Annotated in this window: 11 protein-coding genes; 8 read left to right on the top strand and 3 right to left on the bottom strand. The window is 43.2% G+C overall.

Translation table 11 applies throughout. The annotated features are described in order from the left end of the window. The first annotated feature begins 19 nt into the window (after positions 1 to 19). Both ACYVI1_RS32540 and ACYVI1_RS32535 read left to right on the top strand, forming a co-directional pair. Positions 20 to 538: a hypothetical protein gene (locus ACYVI1_RS32540; RefSeq protein WP_460916012.1), complete on the top strand. Its 519-nt coding sequence runs from the start codon at positions 20 to 22 to the stop codon at positions 536 to 538. After that, complete coding sequence (locus tag ACYVI1_RS32535; protein ID WP_460916010.1) at positions 510 to 1175, top strand: transposase; 666 nt, start codon at positions 510 to 512, stop codon at positions 1173 to 1175. The genes ACYVI1_RS32540 and ACYVI1_RS32535 overlap by 29 nt, the downstream gene beginning before the upstream one ends. Positions 1176 to 1198: 23 nt before the next feature. Here the strand turns inward: ACYVI1_RS32535 and ACYVI1_RS32530 are convergent, their stop codons facing one another. Beyond that, positions 1199 to 1603, bottom strand: coding sequence for a GlcG/HbpS family heme-binding protein (locus ACYVI1_RS32530; RefSeq protein ID WP_460916009.1), 405 nt, complete (start codon positions 1601 to 1603; stop codon positions 1199 to 1201). Positions 1604 to 1661: 58 nt separating this feature from the next. On the opposite strand from ACYVI1_RS32530, the gene ACYVI1_RS32525 reads away from it, so the two are divergent. After that, positions 1662 to 2153 carry a MarR family winged helix-turn-helix transcriptional regulator gene (locus tag ACYVI1_RS32525; protein WP_460916007.1) on the top strand — a complete coding sequence of 164 codons (492 nt, stop codon included), beginning with the start codon at positions 1662 to 1664 and terminating at the stop codon, positions 2151 to 2153. 78 nt (positions 2154 to 2231) lie between these two features. Here the strand turns inward: ACYVI1_RS32525 and ACYVI1_RS32520 are convergent, their stop codons facing one another. Then, the gene (locus ACYVI1_RS32520; protein ID WP_460916005.1) at positions 2232 to 2726 is read right to left on the bottom strand and encodes a putative immunity protein; all 495 of its coding nucleotides are present in this window, start codon (positions 2724 to 2726) and stop codon (positions 2232 to 2234) included. A 292-nt stretch (positions 2727 to 3018) separates the two neighbouring features. After that, positions 3019 to 4479: an alpha/beta hydrolase gene (locus tag ACYVI1_RS32515; protein WP_460916003.1), complete on the bottom strand. Its 1461-nt coding sequence runs from the start codon at positions 4477 to 4479 to the stop codon at positions 3019 to 3021. Between the two features lie 982 nt (positions 4480 to 5461). On the opposite strand from ACYVI1_RS32515, the gene ACYVI1_RS32510 reads away from it, so the two are divergent. From ACYVI1_RS32510 to ACYVI1_RS32490, 5 genes are read left to right on the top strand one after another with little or no spacing between them, the layout of a single operon-like run. Next, positions 5462 to 8464, top strand: a complete 3003-nt coding sequence (locus tag ACYVI1_RS32510; RefSeq protein ID WP_460916002.1) for a type I restriction endonuclease subunit R — start codon at positions 5462 to 5464, stop codon at positions 8462 to 8464. Then, complete coding sequence (locus ACYVI1_RS32505) at positions 8457 to 9494, top strand: PDDEXK nuclease domain-containing protein (protein WP_460916001.1); 1038 nt, start codon at positions 8457 to 8459, stop codon at positions 9492 to 9494. Before ACYVI1_RS32510 ends, ACYVI1_RS32505 begins: the two co-directional genes overlap by 8 nt. Continuing rightward, positions 9487 to 10788, top strand: a complete 1302-nt coding sequence (locus ACYVI1_RS32500) for a restriction endonuclease subunit S (RefSeq protein ID WP_460916000.1) — start codon at positions 9487 to 9489, stop codon at positions 10786 to 10788. Before ACYVI1_RS32505 ends, ACYVI1_RS32500 begins: the two co-directional genes overlap by 8 nt. Before the next feature lie 3 nt (positions 10789 to 10791). Then, positions 10792 to 11892 (top strand): AAA family ATPase, encoded by a 1101-nt coding sequence (locus ACYVI1_RS32495; RefSeq protein WP_460915998.1) that lies wholly within the window; start codon positions 10792 to 10794, stop codon positions 11890 to 11892. Next, entirely contained in the window at positions 11889 to 13538 is a 1650-nt protein-coding gene (locus tag ACYVI1_RS32490) for a type I restriction-modification system subunit M (RefSeq protein WP_460915997.1), read from the top strand. The genes ACYVI1_RS32495 and ACYVI1_RS32490 overlap by 4 nt, the downstream gene beginning before the upstream one ends. Positions 13539 to 14030: the final 492 nt, after the last annotated feature.

The raw sequence follows: 14030 nt of genomic DNA, 5'->3' as shown, positions 1-14030 counted from the left end.
CGCCTGCTTTAGTCACATCGTGGGTTTATGCATCCATAAAGGGCTGGTGAGTGGTCACACGCAAGTGATTGATTCAGTCTACATTAAGGCGAATGCATCCATGAGTCGGCTTAAACCTAAACCTACCATCTGGCCCTCTGAGGCACACCCTACTACGTTAGGTAAACCAAGACCACCTCGGCTAACGGCCTCAGTAGACCGTTTACAGCACATCCACCGCTTTCATAAAAACATTAAGAAAGCGGCCCCCAACAAAGCCGGACAACTGCTGAGCAATCTCACCCATTATAGCCCTACAGATCCCGATGCCCGCATTGCCTTCAAAACCGGCAAGCCTCGCCAACTATCGTATATGACGAGCGTGCGCGTGGATGCCGCTCAGCATGTAATTACCCACATCCAGGCCAATTCGGCTGACCGGCGCGATAGCCGCAATCTACTGCCTATTGTCGACACGACTCAGGACCGCTTAAAGCGTTTTGGCGTGGTCATGAGTCATGTAGTGGCTGATGCGGCCGGGCCGCCGGTGCGGATATAGTTCAGGGGAAAATTATGAACAACTGGAAATCCGAGGATTACCTGGGTTCGTTTCTCCCCACGGCAAGGACAAGGACAAGCGACCCGGTTTTGATTACGATCCGAAGAGTGACCATTACACGTGTAGTCAGGGGAACCACCTGGCATTTGACAAGTTGTTGGTTGACAAGCAAGGAAATCCCAAAAAACGCTACCTAGCGCAAGCATCTGAGTGCAAGCACTGCCCTATTGGGGAGCAGTGTAAAGGCAAGAAAGCGAACGAGAAACGGTTGTATGATACTTACTATAAAGCCCAATACGAGCGAGTAATAAAGCGGTTATCCAGTCGGTTTGGGAAACGGATGATGCGACTGCGGTCCGCGACGGTCGAGCCGGTGTTAGGCAGTCTGGTCAATTACTATGGGCTGCGCCAAATTAACACCCGTGGTCGAGAGGCCGCAGCCAAAGTGATGTATGTGGCCGCTATGGCGTATAACTTAAAGAAGTTCCTACACTTTACTTCCGTTGAACAAGGCGGAATGGTAATTGCCCTGCCAGTACCTGATCAGTTTTATTATATACTGATCTACTTTTGCAACAGTCACGAATCTTATGTTATGAAACTCTTCAAGGAAAAGTATCGAATAACCGAATATTAAGTTCTTGGAATAGTAACAAACTACTAGCTTAGTGACTGCATAGCTTTCTCCGCTATAGCTTGATCCTGCTCGAAATTGCCGCCCCCGATGCCTAAGCCGCCTATACATTGCCCATCCACGACAATCGGCATTCCTCCCGCAACCGCTAACACGTCGGCTTGAGACGAGATCGCATACTGCAAAGTGGGCTGTTGTTGTAACACCGTATAAAAAACATGCGTGGGTAGGCGAAAATTGCAAGCTGTAGTAGCCTTACGACGAACAATATCATTGGCCATATAACTGACTCCATTCATCCGATGGTGAGCGACCAAATGGCCACCTGAGTCCACTACACAGGCGGCAATGGATAGATTTTGTAGGTTGGCTTCGGCCAGTGCGGATTGAATAAGTGCTTGAGCCACTTGGGCTAAGTTCTTTGGTTCCATGAGCGCATTTAGTCAGTAAGGCTTACTAAATAGTAACGTTTACTGACTAAATTCGTTCATGGATTCTTTAGAACAAGCTAGTCAACAGGTCGAACAGAAGAATATTTCTCGGCAAGTACACCGATTTTCTCGCCTACTAAGTCAATTGAGTGAGCACCGATGGGCACGGGATGGCTACCCTGAGATTCGCAGCGGCCATGTTCAAGTACTTCAGCATGTTGATCCAACTGGTACACGCAGTAGCTTACTAGCGCAACGAGCGCAGGTGACCAAACAGACGATGGGACGCTTAGTAGGGGAGCTGAGTGAGCGGGGCTATGTCGCTGTCATTCCAGATCAAAGGGATCATCGGGCTCAGCAGATTATGCTAACGGATCGAGGGAAACATTTTCTACTATATCTCTCTGGCACCTTAACTGACTTAGAAATGGTGTTTACTGAAGTGGTTGGGGAAACCGATTTCAAACAGTTCAAGACCATCTTTTCTCGCTTATTAGCGTTTGTCGAGCAACGACATCAGCAGATTTGGAAAGATGGTCCTGTTGTATAATCTACATTATGTTATGAAACTATAGATATATAATCTTATACTTGATAAAAGGTGTAGTCTGGAAAAGTTATAAATCAATCAACTAATTAGTGCCTCAAGACTCTTGAGTGCTGACACCTTTTCAACCAAAGTTGACTGAACTAACTCAGCAATATCAGTAGACAGATTTTGCAGTTGACTGTTTTGCCATTCTCTCTCTTCCTCTATTGATTTACCAGCTTGTTGCACTGCTTTTAATCCGTATAAGGCACCGCCCAATGAGTGATCGGCCATATGAGCTGTAGCGACGGTTTGGCCAATGGCCCGAGCGACCGCTATCGAAATTGGATTTGTCAATTCTCTGGCCACTGCATGAGCACCCAAGGAGGCTTTCATGGCCTTCCCTACCTTTGCTTGACCTTCTTCCCATTCTTTAGCTATTTGCAACGCATAGAGTAGACGTTCGTCAACAGGTGTTCCCAAAAGAGGCAGCACATGTTGGCAACATCCAATAGCCCAATGCATCAACTGGCAATGGTTGTCTTTAGTGAGTAATCCTCCCCGATGGACGGCCACAAAATGCTTGTCTCGCATAATGATTTTTCACTGGTGATGAGATAAGTATGGATTCCCATTCTGCAAATGCCGTTGGATTCATACGCTCAATTTCCTGTTCTATAAGTGAAGCTTATGTGAACCCAGCTGGTTTAATCCTTAACTACTACATCCCCTTTTCCATTGAAAGTAGAGTGCCAGTGTTCATCATAAATAGAATGGTAAAAGATGACAGCTCGTATGTGGACTGGCTACAGTAAACTGGACAGTAAGATCAGGCTGGATGTGGCGTCCAGATAACAGTAGCAAGTGCAACCTACTAAAGTCAGGTTTATTTGTGCTCGATAGCCATAAAGGTAGGCTTTGCCAGCATGACGGTGGTAGTAGTCAAGCGTACGCCATTGAAGAAATCTATGACCATTTTCTGCACAGCTTCGTTGGGTAGCATATCTTCATGACCGGCATACTGAGCCAGCACATGAAGGGAGTTAGGAAAGCCTTCTTTTAGCTCCTCGACGTTTGACGCCGGTGTATTGCTATCCAGCGTACCACTGATAAATAACGTGTTAACCCCGCTCTTAATCGGCTGTCTGTATTCATCGCCTAAATCAATGCCTGGCCACTGACTATAAATGTCCGGCGTGTTCATCGCATTATTGAGTAAAGCCGTCTTGCCTTCTCTGGCAATCTGCTGATAGCGTTCCTGGGTAGCCCCCGAGGCTTGACGCATCACCGAAATACCTGAGCCGTATCCTCCGTTAAACTGGTTGTACCTTTTTTCAATGTATTCCTGTAGTAGGGCGTAGTCTCCCTGGTCAATACCATACAGCATGGCCGGGAAACTTACAAAGTCATAACTGTCACCGGCGTCTAATCGCAGAATCGTTTGCAAACCGAATTTACCGACCGGAATTGATATTACCTGCTTGGCTCGTTTATCCTCGATCTGCACCTGGATCGGCTGTCTGTCAAGCTGTTGAAGAACCCGCCTGAGCAAAGAAATCATGTCGGGTACTGCTTTATTAACCAAGGAATCTTGGGCGGCTAGCTGGGCAATTTTCCTTAACTGCTCATCGTAAGTAGCTGGTAAGTGATGCATGTGGTTAACCCCTGAGGTGCCAATCAAGGCCATGCGTTCAATCAAGGCAGGATAAGCCCTGGCAGTTACCAGCGCCAAGTGTGTGCCGTAGCTGACCCCTAACAGGTTTAGTTTTTTTGTCCCCAACGCCCCACATAGGTCACGTAGATCATGGGCATTCTGTAGGGTCGTATAGCCCGCTATATCAATGCCTTTTGCTTTAAACTCAGCCGTGCCGGCTTGGATAGCTTCCTTTCCCAAGGCTAACATCCGCTTGTTGGATAAGAAAATCTCCCGGTTATCGGCTTCTGGCAGCGCATAAAGCAGCGACGGGCGTGATTGGCCGCAACCGCGTTGATCCAACAGAATCACATCATGCGTTTGCTGTAAGGGGAACACCAATCGTTGAAAGTATTCTTCATTCAAGTAATTTATACCGGATTGGCCAGGTCCCCCGGCCAGAAATACGACGGGAAAATCGGACCTTGCGTTTTTAGCCTTTAGCCTAACCACGGCCAGTTCAATAGTGTTTGTCGGGTTTTTAAGGCGGTTTTCGGGTACGGCCAACCAACCCAACTCGTAGGTGATAGTATCGCCGGTGTAGGTTTTAAAGGCAACCGTCTGAAAGGGGATAGACGCATGGCTTTGAGCCCATAGGGAAATGGGCGCGAAGCAGTTGCTTAGGAGCACGATGAAAGAGAATAGTCGACGCATCGTCAGGGAAGGCTATAGTACATAGATGCCTGCATAGGCTGCCAGGTTGCGTAAAGCCCCGTAGTTATCCAAACGGCAGTTGGTATTCATTTCTAAAATAGTGATTTCTAAGGTTGGTCAGGCCCCAGGAAGTTGTTACCCGTTTTGGTTACAGATAACCGATGGTATGCTTGAGGGCAGAGTACCTATTTAGGTAGCCGTAGACCTTCCTGATGATTCTTAAAATAGTATTTTACCGGTAAAAAAGAAATTGCCGCTCTTTTCTATGCCTTATCAATAATTTGTATTTTCCATAGTGAACGTCCAGAAAAGGCAACCTTTTCGTGAACGATTTCTATCTTTCATGACAAGGGTTAGATTATGTCTTTGGGTTAGGATAAGCGTTCATTTGGCCAAGCCTTTTCGTGAACGATTTTTGGATTATGAGCCAAATGGTGATAATCGCCTAACTTATAGGTGATTATGCGTTCAATAAATTTAAAAATTTGCCCCTTTAAATGAACGGTTTCACTTAAATTTTAGCTTAGAGGGCAAAAAGACCAACTATGAAAAATTGGAAAGTAGTGGATATGTGTCTTATGTACGCCTGGTACTTTGTAGTAGCTCCTGATAATTATCAGCCTTGTATAAAGTAATACCCTTCATCCGCTCGAAATGCTTTGGATTAAGTGTAAAAATCGGCACGTCAAAGACTGAGGCCGTCCCAATTGTATAGGCATCCCCGACACCGGTGTCAGACCACCGGCGGGCCACCGCTAAGGCTTACTCACTCACCCCATCACTGTTTAAAACGATGTAATTGTCCAACCGCTTTCGATGCCGATCATATTCGGCCCGGCTAATGGGAATAGCTAGGCCCCTTTGTATGAGTACACACGAAGCCTTGGCTGCACAAAACACAGAGAGCCACTTTTAGCCAACACACCGGCAGATAAATCGACGTAAAAAAGTAACTTTGACCGAATTTGGTGATGTAATTTGAATGAGCAGAGAAAACCAGCTAGAAGAAAGCTTGATCAGGCAACTAACGGAGCTTAAATATATATATCGACCTGACATTGCTGATCGGAAAACGCTTGAGCAAAACTTCAAAAGTAAATTTGAAGCACTTAATCGTGTTCGACTTTCAGAGAACGAATTTTTACGCTTACGTGAAGAAATCATCAATCCTGATGTTTTTGCTGCTTCAAAACTTCTGCGTGAACGGAATTACTTCCAACGTCAGGATGGAACGCCACTTCATTACACATTGGTGAATAATAAAGACTGGTGCAAAAATGATTTTGAAGTCATTAGCCAGTTGCGCATAAATACAGAAAACAGCCATCAACGGTACGACATTATTTTGTCGATTAATGGTTTGCCTTTGGTACAAATCGAATTAAAAAAAATAGACATCTCGCCACGAAAAGCCATGCAGCAAATCGTGGACTATAAAAATGAACCAGGCAATGGTTACGGAAATTCACTGCTTTGTTTTATGCAGTTGTTTATCGTGAGCAATGGCACAAAAACACACTATTTCGCCAATAATAAAATTCAGCATTTCAACTTTAACGCGGATGAACAGTTTTTACCTGTGTACGAATTAGCCGATATAAATAATAAAAAAATAAATAGGCTTGATTTATTCACAGAAAATTTTTTGACTAAGTGTACACTTGGCGAAATGATTAGCAAATACATGGTGCTGGTGGAAAGCGAGCAGAAGTTGCTCGTGATGCGCCCGTATCAGATTTATGCGGTAAAAGCTATTGTCGATTGCATTCATCAAAATAGAGGTAACGGCTATATCTGGCACACGACAGGAAGCGGCAAAACATTGACTTCGTTCAAAGCATCTACCCTACTGAAAGATAATCACGATATTGAAAAATGCCTTTTTGTCGTTGACCGCAAAGACCTTGACCGGCAAACCCGCGAAGAGTTCAATAAATTTCAGGAAGGAAGCGTAGAAGAAAACACCAATACTGAAACATTAGTAAGACGTTTATTATCTACCGATTATGCCGATAAGATAATTGTTACGACCATTCAGAAATTAGGGTTAGCGTTAGACGGGACGTATAAGAAAAACTACAAAGAACGCCTGGAGCCGTTGAGCAACAAGCGAATCGTGTTCATCTTTGACGAGTGCCATCGGTCGCAGTTTGGGGATAATCATAAAGCCATTAAAGAGTTTTTCCCAAATGCGCAGCTTTTTGGCTTTACAGGCACGCCTATCTTCGACGAAAATGCTACTTCTTACATCAGAGAAGGCGAACAGGGCTCCAAAATAACTACCGAGGATATCTTTCAAAAGAGATTACACGCTTACACCATAACCCACGCCATTGACGACAAAAATGTATTGCGCTTTCATATCGACTATTTTAAAGGGAAAGGCACGCAAAACGCCAAACCCGGTGAGCCGATTGCGCAACAGGCTGTCGTCGAAGCCATTTTGAACAAACACAACGCGGCTACCAATTCAAGGCGTTTTAATGCGGTGTTGGCAACCGCTTCGATCAATAACGCAATCGAGTATTATCAGCTGTTCAAAAATAGTCAGAAGAAAAAGAAAGAGGCCGACGACCTTTATGTTCCGTTGAACGTAGTTTGTGTGTTCTCTCCACCGGCGCAGCTTATTGCAAAAGACGGCGACCAGCAAAGTCAAAAGAATGCTGCGGACATAAAACAATTGCAGGAAGATTTAACGCAGGAGAAAGAAGATAACAAACAGAACCCTGAAGAGAAGAAAAAAGCATTGACCGAAATCATTGCCGACTTCAACCGGCAATATGGTACCAGTCATTCTATCAACGAGTTTGATTTGTATTATCAGGATGTGCAAAGCCGGATAAAAGACCAGAAATACAGCAACAAGGATTACCCCCACAAAAACAAAATTGACATTACCATCGTGGTGGATATGTTGCTGACAGGTTTTGATTCCAAATATTTGAATACCTTGTATGTGGACAAAAACCTGAAATACCACGGGTTGATACAGGCGTTTTCCCGGACCAACCGGATACTAAACGACACCAAACCGTACGGCAACATTCTGGATTTTCGCTTCCAACAAGACGCCGTAAACCAGGCCATTGCTCTCTTCTCGGGCGATGACAACGGACGGGCCAAAGAAATCTGGCTTGTTGACCCTGCTCCTGTGGTGATTGAGAAATACCAGAAAGCCATTGAAGCCTTGGGCAGCTTCATGCAGCAGCAAAATCTGGTAAACGAACCGCAGGACGTGTATAACCTGAAAGGCGATGCCGCCCGGATTGCCTTTGTGAAAAACTTTAAGGAAGTACAACGGCTAAAAACCCAGCTAGACCAATACACCGATTTAGACGAGGTACAGCAGGCTAAAATAGATGCCATTTTGCCTACCGAAACTTTGCAGGAGTTTAGAAGCTCGTATCTGGAAACCGCTAAACAACTAAAGGAAATACAGCAAAAAGAAGGCGACGCAGCCCCGCCCGACATTCAGCAGCTGGATTTTGAGTTTGTGCTTTTTGCGTCGGCCGTGATTGACTACGACTACATCATGAGCCTGATTGCCGACAGTACGCAGAAGAAACCCGCTCGGCAAAAGATGACCAAAGAACAGGTAATTAGTTTGCTGAGTGCCAATGCCAACCTGATGGACGAGCAGGAAGACTTAACGGACTACATCAATAGCCTGGACTGGAACAGCGGCCAGGATACGGCTACGTTGACCAAAGGCTACGATACGTTTAAAGTAGAAAAAAACGAAAAGGAACTGGCGGTCATTGCCAACAAACACGGACTGCAAACGGCTGACCTGAAGGCGTTTACGGATGGCATTATGAGCCGGATGATCTTCGACGGCGAAAAACTCACCGACCTGTTGGAGCCGCTGGAACTTGGCTGGAAACAACGCCGACTCAAAGAGCTGGCGTTAATGGAAGACCTGGTGCCCCAATTAAAGAAAATAGCCGAAGGGCGTGAGATTTCAGGGTTAGCAGCGTATGAGTAAAAGCAAACTAACGCCACCGCACTTGACCGAGGCAGCGTATGCCGACATAGTAAAGCAAGCGATTAGCCAAATCCGCACGGCCCGTATTTTGATTGCCCGACAGGTAAATAGCGGCACACAATCGGTTTATTGGAATCTGGGAAAGCTGCTTTCAGAAAAGCAACTGGAAGAAGGCTATGGCAGCGGTGTGATAAACCAATTATCCATTGACCTGAAAAACGAGTTTCCGGATATGGGGTTGTCTCCCCGTAACTTGTGGAATATGAAACGCTTTTATGAGCGTTACTATCAGGCCGATATAAAACTGCTACAAGCTGTAGCAGTTTTGCCCTGGGGGCACAACTTGCTGTTGCTTGACAAGATACAATCACTTGAAGCAGTCGAATTTTATGCCAACGAAACCCTGACAAAAGCGTGGTCCAGAGATTTATTGCTCAATGCCATCAAAATGGACAGTTTTGGTCAGGCGCAGAAACAAGTCAAAACCCACAATTTTGACCAGACGCTGCCAGCGGCCCATGCCGATTACGCCAACGAAGTATTTAAAAGCACCTATAATCTGGGATTCTTGGGCGTTACCGAACCCCTCAAAGAGGTGGAACTGGAAAACAGACTCATCGCCAAAATCAGAGCGTTTATACTGGAGTTGGGCAAAGGGTTTAGTTTTATTGGCAACCAATACCGGCTGGAATACAATGGCAAGGAATATTTTGTCGATATGCTTTTCTTTCACCGGGGCCTTCGTTCGCTGGTGGCCATCGAATTGAAAATTGGCAGCTTTAAAGCCGAATACGTAGGGAAAATGAATCTGTATCTCTCCCTGCTCGACCGGCTGGAAAAGAGCGAAACCGAAAACCCATCCATCGGCATCATTCTCTGCGCCGATAAAGACCACCTCGACGTAGAAATAGCCCTGCAAGACATCAATAAACCGATTGGCGTAGCGGAGTACCAACTTTTACTGCCCCAAGCAGCCTTACAAACGTTGATACTGAACGAATTAAACGCCACTCAACAAAATAATGAATAACAGCACAAATAAATTAGTACCCGAATTGCGTTTTCCTGAGTTTGTGAATGAGGGGGAGTGGAAAAACGATACTCTCATTAATCTAGCTGCAAATGGATTTTCAAATGGTGTATTTAATGACCCGAAAAAAGTAGGCAGTGGATATAGGCTCATTAACGTAATTAATATGTACACTGAATCAACAATTAATGAAGACGACTTGTCTTTTTTAAAACTTAGCCAAACAGAATTTGAAAAAAATAGAGTAGAAGCTGGAGATATATTCTTCACAAGGTCATCTCTTGTTCCAGAAGGAATCGCAAAATCTAATATTTATTTAGGATCTTCAGAGTGTATTACATATGATGGACATTTAATTAGGATGCGTCCTAAAAAAGAAGTAATTGACCCTATTTACCTGCATTATTTACTCAAATCTAATAATGTTAGAAGTCAGATGATAGCGAAAGGTAAAACTGCTACTATGACTACAATAGGGCAGTCGGATGTTGCAAGTGTGAAAATTTCTTACGCAATAAGCCTAAAAGAACAACAGAAAATCGCTTCTTTCCTTTTTTCCTTAGATGAATTAATTGCCGCCCACAGCCAAAAATTAGACGCCTTAAAAGAGCATAAAAAAGGCTTGATGCAAAACTTATTCCCGCAAGAAGGCGAAAACGTTCCTAAATGGCGTTTTCCTGAGTTTAAGGAGGATGGGGAGTGGGTTCAAACGATTGTAGAGGAAAATTGTCTAGTCAAGGGTCGGATAGGATATAGAGGTTACACAACTGAAGATTTGGTAGGTCAAGGTGAAGGAGCATTAGTTCTTGGCGGAAAGCACATTCAAAATCAATTGCTTGAATTGAAAGACCCAACATATCTTAGTTGGGAAAAGTATAACGAATCACCAGAAATTATGGTTGAAGTTGGAGATATTATTTTTTCACAACGAGGAACATTAGGCGATTGTGCAATAATTGACAGAGAAATAGGTCAAGCTACAATTAACCCAAGTATGGTGTTACTAAAAAATATCACTTGTGATGCTAAATTTTTGTATTATATATTAATTGGGGACAGAATCCAAATCGAGGTTCGAAAGAATAGAGCTATGGGTGCAATTCCAATGCTTTCGCAAAAACAAATTAAAGAATTTCCTTTCCTTATTCCTACAAAATTTAAAGAACAACAAAAAATAGCTTCTTTTCTTTCCTCATTAGATGCTTTAATCACGGCAGAATCGGAGAAACTAGCGCAATTAAAGTTGCATAAAAAGGGCTTGATGCAGGGGTTATTTCCAAAAATGAATGTTTAGAGTATGGCTGCTATCGAACACTATTCGTTTGCTCAATTAGAGGATTTTGTTAATTACCTAAGAGGTCAAGACAAAAAAGTACACCTGCTTTTCGCATACAACGGCACTGGTAAAACACGTTTATCAATGTCTTTCAAACAAGCTGGAAAGACTGATGACAGTGCTGACACGTTATACTTCAATGCCTTTACTGAAGACCTGTTTTACTGGGATAATGACTTAGATAATGATACCGAAAGGGTTTTGAGAATCAACAAGGACTCAAAATTTTTTGAAGGCTTGGCTGAACTTGAAATGGAAAACAGAATTAGGCCCTTGTTAAGAAGATATACAGATTTCGATTTTTATATAGATTACACTGAATGGAATATTAGGTTCACCAGAGAAGAACGTATAAATGAAGAAACTATTACACACGACTATATCAAAGTTTCGAGAGGTGAAGAAAGACTTTTTATTTGGTGTTTCTTTCTAGCTGTCGCACAATTAGCAATAGACAAGCAAGAAGCATACGACTGGGTTAGATACATTTACATTGACGACCCAATTTCATCTTTAGATGACCACAACGCCATTTCCGTAGCTCACCATTTAGCACAGTTGATTAAAACAGACGGCAATGAAATCAAAACGATTGTGTCAACTCACCACGCGCTTTTTTTTAATGTCCTTTGTAATGAATTCGGTAACGCTAAGAAGTTTTTTATCAAGAAATCACTCAATGGATACTCATTAAAGTCAACTACAGATTCACCATTTGTATATCACGTTTCATTAGTACAAGAAATAAAAAAGGCAATTGAAGAAGACAAATTATTTACGTATCATTTTAATATTTTAAGAACGATACTTGAAAAGTCGGCTAACTTTCACGGATTTACCAAGTTTTCAGATTGTATGGAAATAGATGGTGATGATGGAGAGAGAACTTTACATTCAAGATTAGTGAATATTATGAGTCATGGAGCATATTCATTATTTGAACCCGTGGAAATGGTAGAAGAGAATAAAGAGTATTTCAGCAATATATTTACCAACTATTTAAGTAATTACAAATTCAATGGTGTTTTATTCGCGGAAGAAAACTCTGAACCACTAGTATGATAAATAAAGAACAATTAAAACTTGGCAAAACCCTTTGGGATATAGCAGACCAACTGCGGGGCGCTATGAACGCGGACGATTTCCGTGATTATATGCTCTCGTTTCTTTTCCTTCGGTATCTGTCGTATAACTATGAAGAATCGGCAAAAAAAGAATTAGGGTCAGACTACCCAGATGATACGCCTAAGGATGTGATGTCCAAACTTAAAGTGACTACACCACTGGAGATTTGGTATGCCGAAAACGAAGCAGATGTACAGGATTTTGAAGTACAGATGCGCCGGAAAGTGCATTATGTGATCCAGCCCCAGCACCTGTGGAGCAACATCACCGAGCTGGCCAGAACGCAAAACAATGAGCTGCTGGTAACGCTCGAAGCCGGTTTTCGCTACATTGAAAACGAATCGTTTGAACGGGCCTTTCAGGGGCTGTTTTCAGAAATCAATTTGAATTCTGAAAAACTTGGCAAAACGTCAACCGAACGGAATAAAAAACTATGCAACATTATTCAGAGAATTGCAGCGGGTATAGCGGAGTTCTCTGCTGATGCAGATACCCTTGGCGATGCGTATGAATACTTGATCGGCGAGTTTGCCGCTGGTTCGGGCAAAAAAGCGGGTGAGTTTTATACACCCCAACAAATTTCAACCATACTGTCTGAAATCGTCGTCCTGGACAGTCAAGATCCCACGTCTGGCAAAAAGAAAAAGTTTGACAAGGTGCTTGACTTCACGTGTGGCTCTGGTTCCTTACTACTGAATGTCAGGAAACGAATCAAGGATAATGGCGGCAGCATTGGCAAACTCTACGGGCAGGAAAAGAACATCACCACCTACAACCTGGCCCGGATGAATATGCTGTTGCACGGTACGAAAGACACCGAGTTTGAGATATTCCACGGAGACACCTTAGAAAATCAGTGGGATTTGCTCAACGAAATGAACCCGGCCAAAAAGATTGAGTTCGATGCCATTGTTGCCAATCCACCCTTTAGCCTGCGTTGGGAACCAAACGAAACGCTGGCCGAAGATTTTCGCTTCAAGAGTTATGGCTTAGCCCCTAAATCGGCCGCCGACTTTGCTTTTTTGTTGCACGGCTTTCACTTTTTGGGAACGGAAGGCACCATGGCCATCATCCTGCCGCACGGCGTTTTATTCCGTGGCGGTGCCGAAGAACGAATACGGACTAAACTGTTAAAAGACAATCACATCGACACCGTCATTGGCTTGCCATCTAACCTGTTTTACTCAACGGGTATTCCTGTTTGTATTTTGGTTTTGAAAAAATGCAAAAAGCAGGATGATGTATTGTTTATCAATGCCAGTGAGCATTATGAAAAAGGCAAACGGCAAAACACACTAAGAGAGGGTGAAACAGGAGAACCGAATGATATTCAAAAAATTGTAGATACGTATAAATATCGACCCGAACACATTGAACGCTACGCTCGCCGGGTTTCACTCGAAGAAATTGAAAAGAACGGCTATAATCTAAACATTTCAAGATATGTAAGCACATCTTTTGACGAAGTTCAGATTGACTTAAAAGAAGTAAACGCAAGGTTGACTTCAATCAATGAAAGCATTAAAACAAATACATACAAGCACAATGAATTTTTGAAAGAGCTGGGATTGCCAACAATATAAAAATGATTTGCCAACGCATTTGGCAGGCATAATTAACTTTATTGTGTACACGAAGAAGTCTATTTTGAGGGTTATCGTTGAAAAGCTATTGTGAGTGACAAAGTTCAGCTATAAACTGTACCTCGTCAGCCAAAAGTGGATAGATAGAGTTGGGCCATCGATATGGTGAAATGAGAAGAGAGACTTTTCGCCACCTTGTTCCCGTTAGTTGAATTCATGCATATTGTTCAAAAAATCCCTTTCATTATCAAAAACGCTGAACTATTAAACTGAACGGGTTTATTGAACGCAAAAAGGGCTATTTCCAGCCCTTTCCTGCTTACCCGGCAATCGTTCAGAAAAACGTCCGAATGATTCACGGACTGTATTCTTTGTATCGTCCGGAAATAAGTTGACCGTTTTGAGTTAGTCGTTCAGTGCGTTTACCATTTTTTTCTTAGTCCGAAGTTACTCTACTTTTTGTCTTCCGAACCCGTTGGTTTATAATAGTTT

The organism is Spirosoma areae (assembly GCF_054781775.1).
This window is presented reverse-complemented; position numbering and strand designations above follow the sequence as displayed.